This window comes from Cupriavidus sp. H39 (assembly GCF_050271075.1).
GTDB lineage: Bacteria > Pseudomonadota > Gammaproteobacteria > Burkholderiales > Burkholderiaceae > Cupriavidus > Cupriavidus necator_B.
In genome coordinates this window covers 3,191,598-3,212,719 of the sequence record NZ_CP189848.1, presented here as the reverse complement: position 1 = coordinate 3,212,719, position 21,122 = coordinate 3,191,598, and the positions used below count along the sequence as shown (strand labels likewise).

Sequence of the window (21,122 nt, the reverse complement as noted above, 5' to 3'; positions counted from 1 at the left end):
GAGGAAAAGATGAGCAAGAAGGACACCCTTACCACTGCCGCCGGCGCACCGGTCGCCGATAACCAGAACGCGCAGACCGCCGGCCCGCGCGGCCCGATGCTGCTGCAGGACGTCTGGTTCCTCGAAAAGCTGGCCCACTTCGACCGCGAAGTCATTCCGGAGCGGCGCGTGCACGCCAAGGGCTCCGGCGCCTACGGCACGCTGCGCATCACGCACGACATCACGCAGTACACCAAGGCCTCGGTGTTCGCCGAGGTCGGCAAGGAAACGCCGCTGTTCATCCGCTTCTCCACCGTGGCCGGCGAGCGCGGCGCGGCCGACGCCGAGCGCGATGTGCGCGGCTTCTCGATCAAGTTTTATACCGATGAAGGCAACTGGGACCTGGTCGGCAACAACACGCCGGTGTTCTTCGTGCGCGACCCGCTCAAGTTCCCCGACTTCATCCACACGCAGAAGCGCAACCCGCGCACCAACCTGCGCGACCCGGTCGCGGTGTGGGACTTCTGGTCGCGCCACCCGGAATCGCTGCACCAGGTCACCATCCTGATGAGCGATCGCGGCCTGCCGCAGAACTATCGGCAAATGCATGGCTTCGGCTCGCACACCTACTCGTTCATCAACGCCAATAACGAGCGCTTCTACGTCAAGTTCCACTTCAAGTCGCAGCAGGGCGTGGAGAACTGGACCAACGAGGAAGCGGCCCGGGTGGTCGCCAACGACCGCGAGAGCGCCCAGCGCGACCTGTTCGACCATATCGAGCGCGGCAATTTCCCGCGCTGGAACCTGCGCGTGCAGGTGATGCCGGAAGCCGAGGCGGCGAAGTACCACATCAATCCGTTCGACCTGACCAAGGTCTGGCCGCACAATGACTACCCGCTGATCGACGTGGGCGTGGTCGAGCTCAACCGCAACCCGGACAACTATTTTGCCGAGGTCGAGCAGGTGGCGATGAACCCGGCCAATATCGTGCCCGGCATCGGCTTCTCGCCTGACAAGATGCTGCAGGGGCGGCTGTTCTCGTATGGCGACACGCAGCGCTACCGCCTGGGCATCAACCACAGCCAGATCCCGGTCAATGCGCCGAAATGCCCGTTCCACAACAGCTTCCACCGCGACGGCGCGATGCGCGTGGACGGCAACCAGGGCGGCAAGCTCAACTACGAGCCCAACCGCGAAAGCGCCTATGCAGCCAGCGAGCGTGCCATGGAGCCACCGCTGGCGCTGGACGGCGCCGCCGACCGCTGGGACCACCGCGTCGACACGGATTACTACAGCCAGCCCGGCGCGCTGTTCCGGCTGTTCGACGAAGGCCAGCGCCAGCGCCTGTTCGCCAATATCGCGGCGGCGATGCAGGGCGTGCCGGAGGCAATCGTGCGCGTGCAGCTGGAACACTTCAGCAAGGCCGACCCCGCCTATGGCGAGGGCGTGAAGCGGGCGCTGAACCTGCAGTAGGTGCCTGGCCGCCAACGGCTGCCCGGCGCAGGGTTTGGCCGGGACCGTTGCCGGGTGCAATAATGCGGGGTACCGCGCCGCCCGGCCCCGAATCGGCAAGCCCGGCGGCGCTCCTCGTGGCTATACCAGAACGGAGCGTATCTACCATGGCAAAGAAGAACGAGATGAGCGTGAATATCGGTATTTCCGACAAGGACCGCAAGAAGATCGCGGAAGGGCTGTCCAAGCTGCTGGCGGACACCTATACCCTCTACCTCAAGACCCACAACTTCCACTGGAACGTGACGGGTCCCATGTTCAATACGCTGCATCTGATGTTCGAGACCCAGTACAACGAACTGGCGCTGGCCGTGGACTCGATCGCCGAGCGTATCCGTGCGCTGGGCTACCCGGCACCGGGCACCTACAAGGAATACGCGCGCCTGTCGTCGATCGCCGAGGAAGAGGGCGTGCCCGAGGCCACGGACATGATCCGCAAGCTGGTCGAGGGCCAGGAAGCCGTGGTGCGCACCGCGCGTTCGATCTTCCCGGTGATCGACGCCGCCGGCGACGAGCCCTCGGCCGACCTGCTGACCCAGCGCATGCAGACGCATGAAAAGACCGCGTGGATGCTGCGCTCGATGCTGGCCTGAGGCCGGCTCGCTCTCCTGGCTGCCCCGCCTTCGGCAGCCGGCACTGCGCGTCGCAGCCGTCCGGGCTGCGGCGCGTTTTCATTGAATCGCCCGCCCCGGATCCACGCCGTGCAGACACACTCGCCGTTGCCCCCCACCCCCATGCTTGAACGCCTTGCCCTCTACGCGCGCCTGGTGCGCATCGACAAGCCCATCGGCACGCTGCTGCTGCTGTGGCCGACGCTGTGGGCCATGTGGATGGCCGCGGACGGGCCGCCGGCGTGGGGATTGTTCTGGATCTTCGTCGCCGGCACCTTCCTGATGCGCTCGTCAGGCTGCGCCATCAACGACTGGGCCGACCGCGACTTCGACAAGCACGTCAAGCGCACCAGGGAGCGGCCGCTGACCGCAGGCAAGATCGCCGCGTGGGAAGCACTGGCGGTGGCCGCCGTGCTGGCGCTGGTAGCGTTCGCGCTGGTGCTGCCGCTGAATGCGCTGACCAAGTGGCTGGCGGTGGTGGCGGCAGTGGTGGCGGGCACGTACCCGTTCTTCAAGCGCTTCTTTGCGATTCCGCAGGCGTATCTCGGTATTGCCTTCGGCTTCGGCATCCCGATGGCGTTCGCCGCGATCCAGGACCAGGTGCCGCCGGTGGCGTGGCTGATGCTGCTGGCCAATGTGTTCTGGGCGGTGGCGTATGACACTGCCTATGCGATGGTGGACCGCGACGACGACCTGCTGATCGGCATGAAGACTTCGGCAATCACCTTCGGGCGCTTCGACGTGGCGGCGATCATGCTTTGCTATGCCGCGTTTTTTGCGCTGATGGCGTGGGCGGGCGTGCTGCTCGGCCTGGGGTGGCCGTATTGGGTGGGGCTGATTGCCGCGATCGGCTGCGCCGGCTACCACTACACGCTGATCCGGGGTCGCGACCGGATGCGGTGCTTCGCGGCGTTCAGGCATAACAACTGGCTGGGGGCTTGTGTGTTTGCGGGGACGGCGGTGGCGTATGCGGTGCGGTGAGACCTAACGCGGGCAGAAGGTTTGCTCCCCTCTCCCGCTCGCGGGAGAGGGGAGCGTCCGCGAGAGGCGGCAGCCAAGTCAGCGCGGCCGCGGTCTGGCGTGGCTCAATCCTTGCCGAACTCCGCCCCCATCTCCTTGCCCCGCGCCGCCGCGGCATGCATCGCGCGCACGAAGGCATCGGCGATGCCGGAGGCTTCCATCGCTGTCAGCGCCGCGTAGGTCGTCCCACCCTTTGACGTCACGCGCTCGCGCAGCGTCGCCACCGGTTCGGGCGACTGTCCCGCCAGCGTAGCCGCGCCGCGGAAGGTTTCCACCGCGAGCTCGCGCCCTTGTTCGGCGCTCAGGCCCAGTTCGGTGGCGGCGCGCTGCATCGCCTCGATGAAATAGAACACATAGGCGGGACCGCTGCCGGAAATCGCGGTGACGGCATCGATCTGGTCATCGCCATTGACCCACACGCACTTGCCGACGGCCTCGGCCACGGCGCTGGCGATCGCCCGGTCTTCGGCTGACAGCCCGGCGGGTGCGGCCAGGCCTGTCATGCCCACGCCCGACAGCGCCGGCGTATTCGGCATCGCGCGCACCACGCGGCTGCGACCCCCGAGCCAGCGCTGCATCTCCTGCAGCCGGATGCCGGCGGCCACGCTGATCACCAGGTTACCCTTGCCGCCGGCCGGCAGGTGCGGCAGCAGCTGCGCCGCGGCGTCGCGGAACTGCTGCGGCTTGACCGCCAGCACCAGCACATCGCTGGCGCCGAAGGCGGCATCCGGCGCGCCGGCCGCATGCACGCCGAGATCGCGCGCCAGGCGCTGCTGCGCTTCCGGGAACGGGTCGACCACGCGGATCGCGCCGGCTGGCACGCCGCGGGCGATCAGGCCGCCGATCAGTGCGGAAGCCATGTTGCCGCCGCCGAGAAAGCCGAAGGTGAGGGTGTCGAGCATGTAGGTCTCTGGGGTCTGAAATGGTTCGGTCGGGGCGCGGGCGCTCAGCCGCGCGCGCCGAAGATGGCGGTGCCGATCCGCACCAGGGTCGCGCCCTCGGCGATGGCGGCATCCATGTCGCCCGACATGCCCATCGACAGCGTGTCGAGCGCCAGTCCATCGGCGCGCAGTGCCTGCAGCATGGCGCGCATGGCGGCGAACGGGCGGCGTTGCGCGGCGGGGTCGTCGGCGGGCGCGGGGATCGCCATCAGCCCGCGCAGCCGCAGGCCGGGCAGGTTGGCGACGGCATGCGCCAGCGCGGGGACCTCGGCCGGGGCGACGCCGCTCTTGCTGGCTTCGCCGCTGATATTGACCTGGATGCAGACCTGCAGCGGCGCCAGGCCGGCCGGCCGCTGCGCCGACAGCCGCTCGGCGACCCGGAGCCGGTCGATGGCGTGAACCCAGTCGAAATGTTCCGCCACCAGCCGCGTCTTGTTGCTTTGCAGCGGGCCGATGAAATGCCATTGCAGGTGGCTGCGCAGGTCGGCCAGCGCGGCGATCTTGTCGACGCCTTCCTGGACGTAGTTCTCGCCGAAAGCGAACTGTCCGGCGGCGTATGCGGCCCTTATGCGGTCGGGGGAAACGGTCTTGGAAACGGCCAGCAGGGCGATGTCCGCGGGCTGCCTGCCGGCCTGTTGTGCTGCCGCCGCAATGCCCTGGCGCACGGCTTGCAAGTTGGCGGCAATCACAGACATAATCCGGCGAACATATATAAAAGGTACGTCAAGTACCGATAACAAATCAGGGTGGGGTCATTATAGATGGACATCGCGCAGCTATTGGCTTTCGCCGTCAAGAACAAGGCGTCCGATCTTCATCTGTCCGCGGACATGCCGCCGATGGTGCGGATCCACGGCGACATGCGCCGGATCAACGTCGCCTCGATGACGCACAAGGATGTCCACGCCATGGTGTACGACATCATGAGCGACACCCAGCGCAAGGCCTACGAGGAACGCCTCGAGATCGATTTCTCGTTCGAGATTGCCGGCCTGTCGCGCTTCCGCGTCAATGCCTACAACACCCAGCGCGGCGCCGCAGCGGTGTTCCGGACCATTCCCTCCAAGGTGCTCACGCTGGAAGAACTGCGCGCGCCGGCGGTGTTTGCCGACCTGTGCATGAAGCCGCGCGGGCTGGTGCTGGTGACGGGCCCGACCGGCTCGGGCAAGTCCACCACGCTGGCGGCGATGGTCGATCATCGCAATGAAAACGACATGGGCCACATCCTCACGGTGGAAGACCCGATCGAATTCGTGCACAGCTCCAAGAAAAGCCTGATCAACCAGCGCGAGCTGGGGCCGCATACGCATTCGTTTGCCAACGCGCTGCGCTCGGCGCTGCGCGAAGATCCCGACGTGATCCTGGTGGGCGAACTGCGCGACCTCGAAACCATCCGCCTGGCGCTGACCGCGGCCGAGACCGGCCACCTGGTCTTCGGCACGCTGCACACCAGCTCCGCGGCCAAGACCATCGACCGTGTGGTCGACGTGTTCCCGCCCGAAGAGAAGGACATGGTGCGCACCATGCTGTCGGAATCGCTCGAGGCGGTGATCTCGCAGACGCTGCTGAAGACGCGCGACGGCAACGGCCGCACCGCCGCGCACGAGATCATGATCGCCACCCCCGCGATCCGCCACCTGATCCGCGAGAACAAGATCGCGCAGATGTACTCGATGATGCAGACCAGCAGCGGGCTGGGCATGCAGACGCTGGACCAGTGCCTGTCGGACCTGATCAAGCGCAGCGTCATCAGCTACAACGACGCGCGCGCGATTGCCAAGAATCCGGACGCGTTCATGGGCTGAGGCCCCCTTTGCTTTTCCTCCAGCAGGACACCGCCATGCTCGACCGCGAATCCGCCGCCAAGTACATCAACGACCTGCTCGAGCTGATGGTCAGCAACCGCGGCTCGGACCTGTTCATCACTTCGGACTTTCCGCCGGCGATCAAGGTCGACGGCAAGATCACGCCGGTGTCGCAGCAGCCGCTGAACCCGACCCAGGCGCTGGGCCTGGTACGCTCGGTGATGAACGAGCGCCAGGTGCAGGACTTCGACACCAGCCGCGAATGCAATTTTGCGATCACCGCGCCCAAGGCCGGACGCTTCCGCGTGTCGGCCTTCATCCAGCAGGGCAAGGCCGGCATGGTGGTGCGCACCATCAATACGCGTATCCCCTCGGTGGCCGATCTGGACCTGCCGCAGACGCTGCATGACGTGGTGATGGCCAAGCGCGGGCTGGTGATCGTGACCGGGGCGACCGGCTCCGGCAAGTCGACCACGCTGGCGGCGATGCTCGACCACCGCAACGCGCACTCGTACGGCCACATCATCACCATCGAGGATCCGATCGAATACGTGCATGCGCACCAGAACTGCATCGTCACGCAGCGCGAGGTCGGCATCGATACCGACTCGTGGCATGTGGCGCTGAAGAACACGCTGCGCCAGGCGCCCGACGTGATCCTGATCGGCGAGATCCGCGACCGCGAGACCATGGAGTACGCGATGCAGTACGCCGAAACCGGCCACCTGTGCCTGGCCACGCTGCACGCCAACAACGCCAACCAGGCGATCGACCGCGTGGTCAACTTCTTCCCCGAGGAAAAGCGCCAGCAGCTGCTGATCGACCTGTCGCTGAACCTGAAGGCGATGATCTCGCAGCGCCTGTTGCCGCGCGCGGGCCGCAAGGGCCGGGTGCCGGCGGTGGAGATCATGATCGGCACGCCGCTGGTGGCCGACCTGATCTTCAAGGGCGAGATCCATGAGCTCAAGGAAGTCATCAAGAAGTCGCGCGAGCAGGGCATGATCTCGTTCGACCAGGCGCTGTTCGACTTGTACGAGGAAGGCAAGATCACCTACGAGGACGCGCTGCGCAATGCCGACTCGCTCAACGACCTGCGCCTGATGATCAAGCTGCACAGCACACACGCCAAGGACACGGACCTGGGGGCGGGCACCGAGCATCTCAATGTCATCTGAGGGCTGCGCGGCGATGCGCATGGCGGTATGCTTGGTTACCTACAGGAGTCTGCCATGAGCAATGTCTACCAGTTCGAAGCCAACTCGCTCGCCGGCCAGCCGGTGCCGCTGTCGCAGTTCCAGGGCAAGGTGATGCTGGTCGTCAATACCGCCAGCGAATGCGGCTTTACGCCACAGTACGAAGGCCTGCAGAAGCTCTATGACGAATACCACGGGCGCGGCCTGGAGGTGCTGGGCTTCCCGTGCAACCAGTTCGGCAAGCAGGAGCCGGGCGATGCGCAGCAGATCGGGCAGTTCTGCGAAACGCGCTTCGCGGTGCGCTTCCCGATGTTCGCCAAGATCGACGTGAACGGGCCCGCCGCCCATCCGCTGTACCAGTGGCTGACCACCGAAAAGCGTGGCGTGCTCGGTACCCAGGGCATCAAGTGGAACTTCACCAAGTTCCTGCTGCGCCGCGACGGCACGGTGTTCAAGCGCTATGCACCGACCACCAAGCCGGAAGAGCTGCGCGCCGATATCGAAAAGCTGTTGTCCGACCCTGCCGCCTGAGCCTTAGGTGCCGCTGGCGCGCACCGCCCGCAGGAAACCATTGAGCGAGCGGTCCGGGGTCTCGTGGAAGTGGTCGTCCAGCATGCGGATGGCGCGGCAGCGGTCCAGCCGGAAGCTGCGGTAGTCCTCGCGCGTGGTGCACCACGTGGCCAGCAGCCAGGCATTGCCCCAGAAGAACAGCCCCAGCGGCATCACCACGCGTTCGGTGACGCGCTGCTGCACGTCGCAGTAGTCGAGCAGCAACAGCTTGTGCGCGCCCAGCGCGCCGTGCACCACATCGAAGGCCTCGCGCACGTGCGCCTGGTTGACGTACTCGGGTGCGAACACGCGGCTTTGCTGCGCCGCCAGCCGGCGCGGCGGCGGCAGCGCGGCCATCAGCTTTTCCAGCGCCGGATCGGCCGCGGCGGCCAGCGCGCCGCCGCCCCAGGCCTTCAGCAGCCGCAGGCCGGCGACCAGCGCTTCGACTTCCATGGCGGTAAACATCAGCGGCGGCACATCGAAGTCGGCGCGCAGACGGTAGCCGATGCCGGCCTCGCCCTCGACCGGCACGCCCGACAGCGACAGCGCCTGGATATCACGGTAGACGGTGCGTTCCGACACCCCGAGCCGCTGCGCCAGCAGCGCCGCCGTGGTCAGGCGGCGGCCGCGCAGCACCTGCACGATCTGGAACAGGCGGTCGGCACGGCGGCTCATCGGTCAGCGTGGGTCATGGGGGTCATCCGGCCACCGGTTCGTGCAGGCCGATGCGGTTGCCTTCGCTGTCGGTGATATGCGCGATGCGGCCAATCTCGCCCGGCAGGCGCAGCGGCCCGAACACGGTCTTGCCGCCGGCGCGCGCGGCGCGCTCCAGCAGCGTGTCAAGTTCCGGCGCGTGCAGGTACGGCACGGTGCCGTAGTAGTTGCTGGGGCGGTAGCCTTCGCCGGCCACCAGCGCGCCGCCGGGATCGGGGTGCGGAAACACGGCCATGTCGACCTGGCTCATGGTCTCGCGGCGCAGCTTGATCGCGAACACCTGCTCGTAGAAGCCGACGGCGCGGGACATGTCGACGACGGGGATTTCCAGCCAGTTGATCAGGCGATGGCTCATGATGGGCTCCTGGTTTCCATAGGTAGGGGAAGGAAGAGCTCGCATCATGCGCGGGGGCTGCTGACAGCGTGCTGTCAGGAGGATGTCAGTGCGGCATCCAGGCCGCCATCACCGGCACCAGGATGGCGGTCAGCACGCCGTTCAGGCCCATGCCCAGCGCGGCGAAGGCGCCGGCCTCCTGGTTGACCTGGAACGCGCGCGCGGTGCCGATGCCATGCGCCGCCACGCCGGTGGCGAAGCCGCGCACGCTGTAGTCGCGAATGCGCAGCAGGTTCAGCACACTGGTGGCGCTGATCGCGCCGATGATGCCGGTAGCCATCACCAGCACCGCCGTCAGCGACGGCAGCCCGCCGATCTTCTCGGCCACGCCCATGGCGATCGGGATCGTCACCGACTTGGGCGCGAGCGAGCGCACCGTTTCCGGCGAGGCACCAAGCAGCCAGGCAATGCCTACCGCCGACACCACCGCCACCACCGAGCCGGCCACCAGTCCCGCCAGCAGCGGGAATACATGGGTGCGCAGCTTGGGCAGCTGCAGGTACAGCGGCACCGCCAGCGCCACCGTCGCGGGCCCCAGCAGGAAGTGCACGAACTGCGCGCCGTCGAAGTAGGTCTTGTAGGGCGTGCCGGTGACGGTCAGCACCGTGACCAGCAGCGCCACCGCGATCATCACCGGGTTGGCCAGCGGCGAGAAGCGCGATTTCTCATAGATGCGGAAGGCAAAGACATAGGCCAGCAGCGTCGCGGTCAGCCCTACCAGCGGGCTGGCGGCAAGGTAGACCCAGATCTCGTTCAGGCGGGGCGTCATCATGCCTGCTCCCCTTTGGCGTCGGTGCGCGGCGCGTCGGGCATATCGGTGCGCTTGCGCATCAGCATGCGCGTGACCACGGCGGTGGTGGCGATGGCCAGCCACGTGGACACCACCAGCGCGACCAGGATCGGCAGCCACTCGCCCTCGATGCGGTTGGCGTGGACCATGATGCCGACGCCGGCCGGCACGAACAGCAGCGACAGGTGCTTGAGCAGTTCGCTGGTGGTGCCCTGGATGATGGGCAGCAGGCGGTCGTCGAACACGAGCCAGCCGAACAGCAGGATCATGCCGAGCACGGGGCCGGGCACGGGCAGGGTCAGCGCGTAGCTGATCACCTCGCCGACGGACTGGAAAACCAACAGGATGGCAAAGGTCTGGAGCATGGGGGCGGTCGCTGGTTATGCATTGCTTCCCTCTCCCGCAAGCGGGAGAGGGGCGACAACCACGCGGCCGTGATCCGGCCCCTTGTGCCGGTCAGCCGAGCATCCGGTCGACCAGTTCGATCCAGTGCATGACCGGCGTATCGGTGCCGCCCTGCAGGTGCGAGATGCAGCCGATATTGGCCGAGACGATGGCTTCGGGCTGCGTCGCCTGCAGTTTGGCGAGCTTGTCGTCGCGCAGGCGCTGGGACAGTTCCGGCTGCAGCACCGAATATGTGCCCGCCGAGCCGCAGCACAGGTGGCTGTCAGCGCAGAGTTTGACTTCCACGCCGAGGCCGGTCAAGAGCGCTTCGACTTTGCCGCGGATCTGCTGGCCATGCTGCAGCGTGCACGGCGGGTGGTAGGCCACGCGCCGGCCGTGGCGCGGCACCGCGCCGGCGGCGGCGTGCAGGTCGTCGGCAAAGTCCGGCAGGATCTCCGACAGGTCGCGCGTCAGCGCCGAGATGCGGCGCGCGCGCTCGGCATAGCGAGGGTCGTTGCGCAGCAAGTGGCCGTAGTCCTTGACCATCGCGCCGCAGCCCGAGGCGGTCATCACGATGGCCTCGGCGCCCGCTTCGACATGCGGCCACCAGGCGTCGATATTGCGGCGCATATTGTCGAGGCCGCCATCGTGGTCGCCGGTGTGGAAGCGGATCGCGCCACAGCAGCCGGCTTCGCGCGCCACCACCAGTTGTACGCCGACACGATCGAACACGCGCGCGGTGGCGGCATTGATGTTGGGCGACATTGCCGGCTGCACGCAGCCGTCGAGCAACAACATCTTGCGCGCATGCACGTTACGCGGCCAGGCGCCCGGCGCGGCGCTGCCGGACAGCGCCGGCACCTTGCTCCGCAGTGTGCCAGGCAGCAGCGGGCGCACCGTCTGGCCCAGGCGCAGCGCCGTGCCGAACAGCGCCGGCCGCGTCAGCCCCTCGCGCAGCATCCAGCGCGTGATGCGCTGGCTGGCGGGGCGCCGCACGCCCTCGGCTTCCAGCTTGTCGTCGACCAGCTTGCGGCCGATGTCGACCAGGCGTCCGTAGCGCACGCCGGAAGGGCAGGTCGATTCGCAGTTGCGGCAGGTCAGGCAGCGGTCCAGGTGCAGGCGCGTGCTTTCGGTGATGGCATGGCCTTCAAGCACCTGCTTCATCAGGTAGATGCGCCCGCGCGGCCCGTCCAGTTCATCGCCGAGCAGCTGGTAGGTCGGGCAGGTGGCGGTGCAGAAGCCGCAATGCACGCACTTGCCGACGATGGATTTGGCTTCCTCGCCTTCGGGCGTGTCGCGGAGAAAATCGGCCAGGGTCGTTTGCATGGTGTGGGGAAGTTGGGCCTGGGGTGTGTTGGCATGCGGGCTCAGAGCCCGGGATACATGCGCTGCGGATTGAAGATCCCGGCCGGGTCGAAGGTCTCTTTGAGGCGGCGGTGGATCGCGGCCAGCGGCGACGCCAGCGGCGTGAACACGCCCATCGACTTGTCGCCGTTGCGAAACAGCGTGGCATGGCCGCCGGCGGCCTGGGCCACCGCGCGCACGCTTTCGGCGTCGGCCCTGGCCGAGCTGTCTTCGGGCAGCCACCAGCGCTGGCCGCCGCCCCATTCGACCAGTTGCTCGCCCGGCAGCGCCAGCGGCGCGGCCACGGGGGGCACCGCCAGGCGCCACAGCGCGCGGCCGGCTTGCGCCGGCGCGAAGAACGGGTGGGTCTGCTCGCGCAGCGCTTGCCACAGCGCCGCCGCCTGCGCCGCGTCCACGCGCTCGCCGCCGAGCCTGGCGCAGGCCGCGCGCACGGCGGCGCTGGCCCCGGACAGGCGCACATGCAGCACTCCCGCATGCCATGCCGAAGACGCCAGCGGCAGCGGCTGGCCGCCCCACTGGTTCAGTTGCCGGATGGCTTCGTCCTGCGCCATCTCGAAGCGCAGCGTGGCCTCGTCGAACGGTGCCGGCAGCACCTTGACCGAGACTTGCAGGATCAGCCCGAGCGTGCCGAGCGACCCCGCCAGCAGCCGCGACACGTCATAGCCCGCCACGTTCTTCATCACCTGGCCGCCGAAATTCATCACCTCGCCGCGACCGTCCATCAGTTGCGCGCCCAGCATGAAGTCGCGCAGCGCGCCCACCGATTGCCGGCGCGGGCCGGACAGCCCGGCGGCCACGGCACCACCCAGCGTGGCGCTGCCGGGCTGGCCGGGCACGGCGAAGTGGGGCGGCTCGAACGCCAGCATCTGGCGCTTTTCCGCCAGCGCGGCTTCGATCTCGGCCAGCGGCGTGCCGCAGCGCGCGGTGATCACGAGTTCGGCCGGGTCGTAGTCGACGATGCCGGTGTAGGCGCGCGTGTCCAGCAACTGGCCTTGCGGCGGCTGGCCGTAGAAATCCTTGCTGCCGCCGCCGCGCAGCCGCAGTGGGGTGCGGGATTCGGTGGCTTGCCGGACGGCGTCGCGGAAGGCGTCGAGGGTGGCTTGCATAGTCGGGCGAAATGGGTAGGAGGTTCTGGCGGGGCTCAGGGGCCGGTCGGGCCATCGCGGCCGCCCGGCACTTCAGGCCGGTCGTTCTGATAGGCCGGCAGCGGGCTGCCGCAGTGCTTGCAATACTGCGCGTCGGGCTCGTGCCCCTCGGTCAGGCAACGGGTGCAGCTGCGTGTCGTCAGGGGCCGCTTCATGATGCTGGCGGCCAGCTCGGCACCCACGATGCCGGTGGGAAAGGCGATGATGCCGTAGCCCAGCAGGATCGTCAGCGAGGTGATGAACTGCCCCAGCGCCGTCTTGGGCACCATGTCGCCGAAGCCCGTGGTGGTCAGCGTCACCACGGCCCAGTACATGCTGACCGGGATGCTGTGGAAGCCGTGTTCGGGGCCTTCGACCACGTACATCACGGTGCCGAGGATCACGGTGATGATGAACACCGCGGCCAGGAACACAAAGATCTTGCGCCGGCTGTTGACCAGCGCGCGGTACAGGATCTCGGCTTCCTCGAAGTACACGGTCAGCTTCAGGATCCGGAACACGCGCATCAGCCGCAGCAGGCGCACGTCGATCAGGAAATGCAGTTCCGGCACGAAGAACGCCAGCCAGGTCGGCATGATCGAGATGAAGTCGATGATGCCGTAGAAGCTCAGCGCATAGCGCCACGGCCGCCGCACCACCAGCATGCGCATGGCGTATTCGGCCGTGAACAGCAGCGTGAACATCCATTCCAGCGCCGTGAAGGCCCGGCCCAGGCGCTGGCTCATTGCCGGCAGGCTGTCGAGCATCACGACCATCACGCTGGCGACGATGGCGATCAGCAGCGCGACATCGAAGCTGCGTCCTTCGCGGGTGTCGGCCTCGAAGATGATGGTGTACCAGCGCTGGCGCCAGCCGGCCTCGGGCTGGCCCAGGCGCTGGCGCACGACGGCTTCCTGGTGCTGGCGCCGGCGGGGGTTTTCGGGCATGGCGGGGGCTCAGGGGTGTGGCTTAGAAGCGCGGCAGGTCGGGATGCGGCAGCAGGCCCTTTTTCACGTGCAGCTTGCCGTACTCGGCGCAGCGCGCCAGCGTCGGGATGGCCTTGTCGGGGTTCAGCAGCCGCGCGGGGTCGAAGGCGGCCTTGACGCCGAAGAAGGCGTCGCGCTCCGCGGTCGAGAACTGCACGCACATGGAGTTGAGCTTTTCCACGCCCACGCCGTGCTCGCCGGTGACAGTGCCGCCCAGTTCGACGCAGGTTTCCAGGATGTCGGCGCCGAACAGTTCGGCGCGGTGCCACTCGTCCTCGTCGCCGCCGTCGAACAGCACTAGCGGATGCATGTTGCCGTCGCCGGCATGGAACACGTTGATGCAGCGCAGGCCGTACTTGCCTTCCATGGCCTCGATGCGCTTGAGCAGCGTGCCGATGTGCTTGCGCGGGATGGTGCCGTCCATGCAGTAATAGTCCGGCGAAATCCGCCCCGCCGCCGGGAAGGCGTTCTTGCGCCCGCTCCAGAAGCGCAGGCGCTCGGCTTCGTTCTGCGAGACCACGATGCGGGTGCAGCCCGACGCCGTCAGCACCGCGCTCATGCGTTCGATCTCCTCGGCCACTTCCTCGGGCGTGCCATCGGACTCGCACAGCAGGATGGCGGCGGCATCGAGGTCATAGCCCGCATGCACGAACTGCTCGACCGCGGCGGTGGCGGGCTTGTCCATCATTTCCAGGCCGGCCGGGATGATGCCGGCGGCGATCACGTCGGCGACCGCGTTGCCGCCTTTCTCGACATCGTCGAAGCAGGCCATGATCACCTGCGCCAGCTGCGGCTTGGGGATCAGGCGCACGGTGACCTCGGTGACCACCGCCAGCATGCCCTCGGAGCCGATCAGCACCGCCAGCAGGTCCAGCCCGGGCGCGTCGGGGGCTTCGGAGCCGAACACCACCACCTCGCCCGCCATCGTCACCGCGCGCACGCGCAGCACGTTGTGCACGGTCAGGCCGTACTTCAGGCAGTGCACGCCGCCGGAGTTCTCGCTGACATTGCCGCCGATGGTGCAGGCGATCTGCGACGACGGGTCGGGCGCGTAGTACAGGTTGTGGGGCGCGGCGGCGTCGGAGATGGCCAGGTTGCGCACGCCCGGCTGGACCACCGCGGTGCGCGAATACGGATCGACCGACAGGATCCGCTTGAACTTGGCCAGCGACAGCACCAGGCCCTCGGCGATCGGCATGGCGCCGCCCGACAGGCTGGTGCCGGCGCCGCGCGGCACCACCGGCACGCCCAGCTGGTGGCACAGCCGCAGGATGGCGCAGACCTGCTCCTCGGTGTCGGGCAGCGCCACCGCCATCGGCACCTGGCGATACGCAGCCAGGCCGTCGCATTCATAGGGGACGGTGTCTTCCGGCTTCCACAGCACCGCGGCGTCGGGCAGGATCTGCGCCAGCCCGGCCAGCAGCGCGCCGCGGCGGCTGTCGGCCGCGGCCTGGGCGTTGCCGGTGGCGAGGGGTTGGGCTTCGTGCGGGGCATTCATGAACGACTCCTGTGGGGCCTCTCCTGTGCGGCGGCCGGGGCCCGGCCTGCCGGCCGCGGAGGACGGCTGACTATAGCGCAGGGCACCGGCCGCGGGCATCACGCCGGACGTGAATTCCGCATGGCAGGCCGATCAAAAATGCTCATCATGGCCGGGCGTGCGCTGGCCCCGGTTTCAGCGTAGCACCGGCGGCCCCGGAAGGTAGCGCTGCGTTCAGCGTTCCGGCTGCGCGGCAGGGGCCGGCAGCCGCAGCACCATGTCGAGCTTGTCGTGGAAGTGCGGCGCGACGTACAACGCATCGGGCTCCAGCCCGAAGCGCTCGAACCCGAGCGACTCGTACAAGCGCACCGCGCCCGCGCTGCCGGCATTGACGCACAGCGTGACCTGGCGCACCCCCGGCATGGCGGCGGCCTGCTGCAGCGCGCGCCGCATCAGCGCCCGGCCGAGCTTGTGCTCGCGCCAGTCCGGCGCCACGTACATGCCGAAGATCGAAGCCTTGTGCGAGTGCTTGCGCCGGGGTTCGCGCATGACCCCGACCATGCCCACCAGGCCGCCCGGTGCGTCGCCGCCGGCACCCGATGCGAAGGCGCCGAACATGGCCTTGTCCGCGCTCGGCGCCAGGCGTTGCGCCACCGCCTCCGGCGCCAGTTCCTGTTCTTCCTCAAGGCTGGCGGCGAAGGCTTCGGGCGCCTCTGCCAGTCCCTGCAGGCGCAGCGCGTGGAAGGCTGCGGCATCGGCCGGGGTCAGCAGGCGGATTTCCATGCGGCGGTTCTCCTACCAGTCAAGGCTCAGCAGCCAGTCGACGAAATAGCGCGCCTCGGGCTTGAGCGGGGCCTGTTCGCGCTCGACAATGTAGTAGCCATGCGGCGATACCGATTCCACATCGAGCAGCCGCACCATCTGCCCCAGCGACAGCCAGTGCCGCGCCATGCGCTGGCGCACCAGCGCCACGCCCTGGTTGGAGGCGATGGCTTCCAGCATCAGCCCGATGTCGTTGAACTGCGGGCCGGTCTGCGGCTCGGGCCAGTCCAGCCCGGCGGTCTCAAACCATGGCTTCCACGGCTCCAGCGGGCTGCGCAGCAGCACCAGGCCATGCAGGTGCTCGGGCCGGGTGATGGCGCGGCCGTTGACGCGCTCATAGTATTCGCGCCCGCAGGCCGGGAACACCGGCTCCACCAGCAGCCTGGTCGTCTTCAGGTCCGGGTAGCGGCCGGTGCCGTAGCGGATCTCGACATCGGTGTCTTCGGCCTTGACGTCGAGGAACGGGATCGCCAGGTGCAGCTCGAGGTCGATATGCGGGTACAGCGCGCCGAACTCCGGCAGCCGCGGCACCAGGTGCTGGCGCCCGAAGGTGGGCGGGATCGCCACGCGCAGGCGCGTGCGCAGCTTGTTGTATTCGGGCCGCGCCAGCTCGTTGAGCGACTTGAGCGCGTCCTGCACGTTGCGCAGGTAGCGCGTGCCGGCGGCGGTCAGCCGCAGCGCGGCGTTGGCGCGCACGAACAGGTCTTCGCCCCACAGCTCTTCGAGATTCTTGATGCGGTGCGAGACCGCGCTGGGCGTGACCGACAGCTCCTCGGCCGCGCGCGCGAAGCTGCCCAGGCGCGCGGCGGCCTCGAATGCGATCAGCAGGTGCAGCGGCGGCACGCGGTTGAACATGGAAGCCATCCGTGCGTTGCGTCGGGCGCCTTACTGCGTGCCGGCGCGCGCGGCGCTGAAGATCTTGCCGGGGTTCAGGATGTGGTTGGGGTCGAGCGCATTCTTGATCGCGCGCATCAGGTCCAGCGCGTCTTCGCCGTGTTCCGCCACCAGGAAGCGCTGCTTGTGCAGGCCCACGCCATGTTCGCCGGTACAGGTGCCGCCCATCGCCAGCGCGCGTTCGACGATGCGCTGGTTGATGGCCTCGGCTTCCGCCATTTCCTCGGGCTTGTCGGGGTCGACCAGGATCGCCACGTGGAAGTTGCCGTCGCCGACATGGCCGACGATCGGGCAGGGCAGGGCGGACGCGTTCAGGTCCTTCTCGGTCTCGGTCACGCAGTCGGCCAGGCGCGAGATCGGCACGCACACGTCGGTGGTGACCGACTTGCAGCCCGGCTTGAGCTGCAGCATCGCAAAGTACGCGGTATGGCGCGCGTTCCATAGCCGGCTGCGGTCCTCCGGGCGCGTGGCCCACTCGAAGCCCTGGCCGCCGTGCTCGGCGGTGATCTGCTGCACGGTCTCGGCCTGCTCGCGCACGCCGGCCTCGGTGCCGTGGAATTCGAAGAACAGGTGCGGGGTCTCGGGCAGGGTCAGGTTGTCGTGACGGTTGATGGCGCGGATCGCCAGCGCGTCGACGAATTCCACGCGCGCCACCGGCACGCCCAGCTGGATGGTCTGGATCACTGCCTGCACCGCGCTGCCCATGCTGGGGAAGGCGCACACCGCGGCGGAGATCGCTTCAGGCTGCGGGTACAGCCGCACCGTGACCTCGGTGATGATGCCCAGCGTGCCTTCGCTGCCGATGAAGAGCCGGGTCAGGTCATAGCCGGCCGACGACTTGCGCGCCTGCGTGCCGGTGCGGATCACGCGGCCGTCGGCGGTCACCACCGTCAGCGCCAGCACGTTCTCGCGCATGGTGCCGTAGCGCACCGCGTTGGTCCCCGACGCGCGCGTGGCGCACATGCCGCCCAGCGACGCGTCGGCGCCCGGGTCGATCGGGAAGAACAGGCCGGTGTCCTTGATTTCCTGGTTCAGCTGCTTGCGCGTGACGCCGGGCTGCACCGTCACGGTCAGGTCCTCGGGCTGCACCGCCAGCACCCGGTTCATCTGCGACAGGTCCAGGCTGATGCCGCCGGCCACCGCCAGCAGGTGGCCCTCGAGCGACGAGCCGGCGCCATACGCGATCAGCGGCACGCCATGCTGGTTGCACAGCCGCGCCACCTCGGCCACTTCCTCGGTGCTGTGGGCGAAGACCACGGCATCCGGCAGCGCCGGCGGGAACGGCGATTCGTCACGGCCGTGGTGCTCGCGCACGCCGGCGGAGGTGGTGAAGCGCTCGCCGAAGCGGGCCGCGAGGGCGTCGCCGAGCGCGGCGGGCAGCGGACGGCGTGAGAGCGAGGCGGACGGCGTGGGGTGGTTCATGCGGGTCTCCGGCGGGTCGGCGCGGCGAGGTTGCCGGCGATGCTGCCGGCGAGGCGTTCCGGTAGTGGCTTTCCGGAGGCAGGCAGGGGGCGCGACCCGGTTATCGAATGGCGAATAACGGCATTCTACGCCGCGCGGCGGCTCATGCACCTTCAGGCGGCGTCGGCTCGGCCGATAGCCGCACAACCGCCGCGTCACGGCGGCCGGGTCCGGCGAAGGCGGCGCGCATGGCTAATGGATCGGCTCTGGCGCGATAATGCGCCATTTCCCCACGACAAACCGCTGAAAAGGAGACCGGCATGGGCAACCGCCTGTCGAAGATCGCCACCCGCACCGGCGACGCCGGCACCACCGGCCTGGGCGACGGCAGCCGTACCGGCAAGGACAGCCTGCGCATCGCCGCGATCGGCGACGTCGACGAGCTGAACTGCCACGTCGGCGTGCTGCTGACCGAAGACCTGCCCGCCGACGTGCGCGCCGCGCTGCTAGATATCCAGCATGACCTGTTCGACCTGGGCGGAGAGCTCTCCATCCCGGGCTACACGCTGCTCAAGCCTGAGCAGGTGGCGCGGCTCGACACCTGGCTGGCCGACTACAACGCCAACTTGCCGCGCCTGGCCGAGTTCATCCTGCCCGGCGGCAGCCGCGCCGCGGCGCAGGCCCATGTGTGCCGCACCGTGTGCCGGCGCGCCGAGCGCGCGCTGGTGGCGCTGGGCGCGGCGGAGCCGCTCAACGAGGCGCCGCGCCAGTACCTGAACCGGCTCTCGGACCTGATGTTCGTGCTGGCGCGGGTGCTGAACCGGGCCGGCGGCGGCTCGGACGTGCTGTGGCAACGTGATCGCGACGCTTCTTGAAAGTAATTTAGCGACCACAAAATGCGGCTTGTGAGCGCTGCCAGCTCAAGCTTGGGCGGCGCCCGCCGTTGAGTGGGGGCAGAAACCGAGAAAATTACTCGGATTTGCCGGTTCTGCCCTTGAAAAGCCCCCGGACGGCCACATTTCGGCCTCAGGTTGAATTGCAGCGGCGCGGATAGCGCTGGCTCAAGAGGAGAGAATAATGGGTAAGATCATCGGTATCGACCTCGGTACCACCAACAGCTGCGTCGCGATCCTGGAAGGCAACACGCCCAAGGTCATCGAGAATTCGGAGGGTGCCCGCACCACCCCGTCGATCATCGCCTACATGGAAGACGGCGAGATCCTGGTCGGCGCGCCGGCCAAGCGCCAGGCCGTCACCAATCCGCGCAACACCCTGTACGCGGTCAAGCGCCTGATCGGCCGCAAGTTCGAAGAGAAGGAAGTCCAGAAGGATATCGGCCTGATGCCGTACGCCATCGTCAAGGCCGACAACGGCGACGCATGGGTGTCGGTGCGCGACCAGAAACTGGCGCCGCCGCAGGTGTCGGCCGAAGTGCTGCGCAAGATGAAGAAGACCGCCGAGGACTACCTCGGCGAGCCGGTGACCGAAGCCGTGATCACCGTGCCGGCCTACTTCAACGACTCGCAGCGCCAGGCCACCAAGGACGCCGGCCGCATCGCCGGCCTGGACGTCAAGCGCATCATCAATGAGCCGACCGCGGCCGCGCTGGCGTTCGGCATGGACAAGAACGAGAAGGGCGACCGCAAGATCGCCGTGTATGACTTGGGCGGCGGCACCTTCGACATCTCGATCATCGAGATCGCGGACGTGGACGGCGAGAAGCAGTTCGAAGTGCTGTCGACCAACGGTGATACGTTCCTGGGCGGCGAAGACTTCGACCAGCGCATCATCGATTACATCATCGGCGAGTTCAAGAAGGACCAGGGCGTCGACCTGTCCAAGGACGTGCTCGCGCTGCAGCGCCTGAAGGAAGCCGCGGAAAAGGCCAAGATCGAGCTGTCGAGCTCGCAGCAGACCGAGATCAACCTGCCGTACATCACGGCCGATGCCTCGGGTCCGAAGCACCTGAACCTGAAGATGACCCGCGCCAAGCTCGAGTCGCTGGTGGAAGAGCTGATCACGCGCACCATCGAGCCGTGCCGCACCGCGATCAAGGACGCGGGCGTCAAGGTCAGCGACATCGACGACGTGATCCTGGTCGGCGGCATGACCCGCATGCCCAAGGTGCAGGAGCAGGTCAAGGAGTTCTTCGGCAAGGAAGCGCGCAAGGACGTGAACCCGGACGAAGCCGTGGCCGTCGGTGCCGCGATCCAGGGCTCGGTGCTGTCGGGCGACCGCAAGGACGTGCTGCTGCTGGACGTGACGCCGCTGTCGCTGGGGATCGAGACCCTGGGCGGCGTGATGACCAAGATGATCACCAAGAACACCACCATCCCGACCAAGCATGCGCAGGTGTTCTCGACCGCCGACGACAACCAGCCGGCCGTGACCATCAAGGTGTACCAGGGCGAGCGCGAGATGGCCACCGGCAACAAGCTGCTGGGCGAGTTCAATCTGGAAGGCATCCCGCCGGCACCGCGCGGCACGCCGCAGATCGAGGTCTCGTTCGACATCGACGCCAACGGCATCCTGCACGTGGGCGCCAAGGACAAGGCCAGCGGCAAGGAAAACCGGATCACCATCAAGGCGAACTCGGGCCTGTCGGAAGACGAGATCCAGCGCATGGTCAAGGACGCCGAGGCCAACGCCGAGGAAGACAAGAAGGCCCGCGAGCTGGCTGATGCCCGCAACCAGGCCGACGCGCTGATCCACTCGACCAAGAAGGCGCTGACCGAGTACGGCGACAAGCTCGACGCGGGCGAGAAGGAAAAGATCGAGGCCGCGATCAAGGCACTGGAAGACGCCGCACGCGGCGGCGACAAGGCCGAGATCGACGCCAAGGTCAATGCGCTGTCCGAAGTCAGCCAGAAGCTTGGCGAGAAGGTCTACGCCGACATGCAGGCCAAGGCTGGCGAAGGCGCCGCGGCCGGTGCCGCGGGTGCTGCCGGCGGCCAGCAGCAGGCCCAGCCGCAGGACGACAACGTTGTGGACGCCGAATTCAAGGAAGTCAACGACAAGAAGTAATCGGGGTACGCGGGCGGCGGTGCAGGCACTGGCCGGCGCCGCTCCCGCCCCGACGCCGGGCGACGGCCATCAGACCTGCGGGAAACCGCCGTCGGATGCCGCGCTCGGCTTTTTTGCTATTCGCCGGCTGGTGCCGC

Annotated in this window: 21 protein-coding genes; 8 read left to right on the top strand and 13 right to left on the bottom strand. The window is 67.8% G+C overall.

Annotated features, from left to right (window positions below):
• Positions 1–9: 9 nt before the first annotated feature.
• The 3 genes from ACOCMH_RS30255 (at position 10) to ubiA (ending at position 3,083) form a co-directional block, all read left to right on the top strand.
• Positions 10–1,452, top strand: a complete 1,443-nt coding sequence (locus tag ACOCMH_RS30255; protein ID WP_427311204.1) for a catalase — start codon at positions 10–12, stop codon at positions 1,450–1,452.
• A 146-nt stretch (positions 1,453–1,598) separates the two neighbouring features.
• Positions 1,599–2,084: a Dps family protein gene (locus tag ACOCMH_RS30250; RefSeq protein ID WP_092306463.1), complete on the top strand. Its 486-nt coding sequence runs from the start codon at positions 1,599–1,601 to the stop codon at positions 2,082–2,084.
• Positions 2,085–2,225: 141 nt separating this feature from the next.
• Entirely contained in the window at positions 2,226–3,083 is an 858-nt protein-coding gene (gene ubiA / locus ACOCMH_RS30245; protein WP_427311202.1) for a 4-hydroxybenzoate octaprenyltransferase, read from the top strand.
• Positions 3,084–3,187: 104 nt separating this feature from the next.
• On the opposite strand, the gene proC is transcribed toward ubiA, so the two are convergent.
• Together proC and ACOCMH_RS30235 are read right to left on the bottom strand one after the other, a co-directional pair.
• Entirely contained in the window at positions 3,188–4,024 is an 837-nt protein-coding gene (proC, locus tag ACOCMH_RS30240; RefSeq protein ID WP_427311200.1) for a pyrroline-5-carboxylate reductase, read from the bottom strand.
• Between the two features lie 44 nt (positions 4,025–4,068).
• Complete coding sequence (locus ACOCMH_RS30235) at positions 4,069–4,758, bottom strand: YggS family pyridoxal phosphate-dependent enzyme (protein WP_427311198.1); 690 nt, start codon at positions 4,756–4,758, stop codon at positions 4,069–4,071.
• A 66-nt stretch (positions 4,759–4,824) separates the two neighbouring features.
• Between ACOCMH_RS30235 and ACOCMH_RS30230 the strand changes: the two genes are divergently transcribed.
• Genes ACOCMH_RS30230 through ACOCMH_RS30220 form a run of 3 tightly spaced genes read left to right on the top strand, consistent with a single transcriptional unit; the run spans position 4,825 to position 7,592 of the window.
• Complete coding sequence (locus ACOCMH_RS30230; RefSeq protein ID WP_025583874.1) at positions 4,825–5,868, top strand: type IV pilus twitching motility protein PilT; 1,044 nt, start codon at positions 4,825–4,827, stop codon at positions 5,866–5,868.
• A gap of 35 nt (positions 5,869–5,903) precedes the next feature.
• Positions 5,904–7,043 carry a PilT/PilU family type 4a pilus ATPase gene (locus tag ACOCMH_RS30225; protein WP_427311196.1) on the top strand — a complete coding sequence of 380 codons (1,140 nt, stop codon included), beginning with the start codon at positions 5,904–5,906 and terminating at the stop codon, positions 7,041–7,043.
• 54 nt (positions 7,044–7,097) lie between these two features.
• Positions 7,098–7,592: a glutathione peroxidase gene (locus ACOCMH_RS30220; RefSeq protein WP_171515863.1), complete on the top strand. Its 495-nt coding sequence runs from the start codon at positions 7,098–7,100 to the stop codon at positions 7,590–7,592.
• 3 nt (positions 7,593–7,595) lie between these two features.
• Here ACOCMH_RS30220 and ACOCMH_RS30215 read toward each other — a convergent pair whose 3' ends face one another.
• The 11 genes from ACOCMH_RS30215 to ACOCMH_RS30165 all read right to left on the bottom strand — a co-directional run bounded on the left by ACOCMH_RS30215 (position 7,596) and on the right by ACOCMH_RS30165 (position 17,982).
• The gene (locus ACOCMH_RS30215) at positions 7,596–8,285 is read right to left on the bottom strand and encodes a helix-turn-helix transcriptional regulator (RefSeq protein WP_427311193.1); all 690 of its coding nucleotides are present in this window, start codon (positions 8,283–8,285) and stop codon (positions 7,596–7,598) included.
• A gap of 22 nt (positions 8,286–8,307) precedes the next feature.
• Positions 8,308–8,679: a VOC family protein gene (locus tag ACOCMH_RS30210; protein ID WP_427311191.1), complete on the bottom strand. Its 372-nt coding sequence runs from the start codon at positions 8,677–8,679 to the stop codon at positions 8,308–8,310.
• 85 nt (positions 8,680–8,764) lie between these two features.
• Positions 8,765–9,490: an LrgB family protein gene (locus tag ACOCMH_RS30205; RefSeq protein ID WP_171515860.1), complete on the bottom strand. Its 726-nt coding sequence runs from the start codon at positions 9,488–9,490 to the stop codon at positions 8,765–8,767.
• Positions 9,487–9,873 carry a CidA/LrgA family protein gene (locus tag ACOCMH_RS30200; protein WP_427311189.1) on the bottom strand — a complete coding sequence of 129 codons (387 nt, stop codon included), beginning with the start codon at positions 9,871–9,873 and terminating at the stop codon, positions 9,487–9,489. Before ACOCMH_RS30200 ends, ACOCMH_RS30205 begins: the two co-directional genes overlap by 4 nt.
• Positions 9,874–9,964: 91 nt before the next feature.
• On the bottom strand, positions 9,965–11,218 hold the full coding sequence (gene glcF / locus ACOCMH_RS30195) for a glycolate oxidase subunit GlcF (RefSeq protein WP_427311188.1): 1,254 nt from the start codon (positions 11,216–11,218) through the stop codon (positions 9,965–9,967).
• A gap of 41 nt (positions 11,219–11,259) precedes the next feature.
• Positions 11,260–12,363, bottom strand: a complete 1,104-nt coding sequence (gene glcE / locus ACOCMH_RS30190) for a glycolate oxidase subunit GlcE (protein ID WP_427311186.1) — start codon at positions 12,361–12,363, stop codon at positions 11,260–11,262.
• Positions 12,364–12,398: 35 nt separating this feature from the next.
• Positions 12,399–13,328, bottom strand: a complete 930-nt coding sequence (locus ACOCMH_RS30185; RefSeq protein WP_427311184.1) for an ion transporter — start codon at positions 13,326–13,328, stop codon at positions 12,399–12,401.
• A gap of 22 nt (positions 13,329–13,350) precedes the next feature.
• Positions 13,351–14,865: an FAD-linked oxidase C-terminal domain-containing protein gene (locus ACOCMH_RS30180; protein ID WP_427311182.1), complete on the bottom strand. Its 1,515-nt coding sequence runs from the start codon at positions 14,863–14,865 to the stop codon at positions 13,351–13,353.
• A gap of 213 nt (positions 14,866–15,078) precedes the next feature.
• Positions 15,079–15,627, bottom strand: a complete 549-nt coding sequence (locus ACOCMH_RS30175; protein ID WP_427311180.1) for an N-acetyltransferase family protein — start codon at positions 15,625–15,627, stop codon at positions 15,079–15,081.
• 12 nt (positions 15,628–15,639) lie between these two features.
• Positions 15,640–16,530, bottom strand: a complete 891-nt coding sequence (locus tag ACOCMH_RS30170) for a LysR substrate-binding domain-containing protein (protein WP_171515853.1) — start codon at positions 16,528–16,530, stop codon at positions 15,640–15,642.
• A 21-nt stretch (positions 16,531–16,551) separates the two neighbouring features.
• Positions 16,552–17,982 carry an FAD-binding oxidoreductase gene (locus ACOCMH_RS30165; RefSeq protein WP_427311177.1) on the bottom strand — a complete coding sequence of 477 codons (1,431 nt, stop codon included), beginning with the start codon at positions 17,980–17,982 and terminating at the stop codon, positions 16,552–16,554.
• 299 nt (positions 17,983–18,281) lie between these two features.
• Here ACOCMH_RS30165 and ACOCMH_RS30160 point away from each other — a divergent pair, with 299 nt between their 5' ends.
• Positions 18,282–18,836 (top strand): cob(I)yrinic acid a,c-diamide adenosyltransferase, encoded by a 555-nt coding sequence (locus ACOCMH_RS30160; RefSeq protein WP_427311175.1) that lies wholly within the window; start codon positions 18,282–18,284, stop codon positions 18,834–18,836.
• A gap of 202 nt (positions 18,837–19,038) precedes the next feature.
• Positions 19,039–20,985, top strand: a complete 1,947-nt coding sequence (gene dnaK, locus ACOCMH_RS30155; RefSeq protein WP_171515850.1) for a molecular chaperone DnaK — start codon at positions 19,039–19,041, stop codon at positions 20,983–20,985.
• The last annotated feature ends 137 nt before the right edge of the window (positions 20,986–21,122 follow it).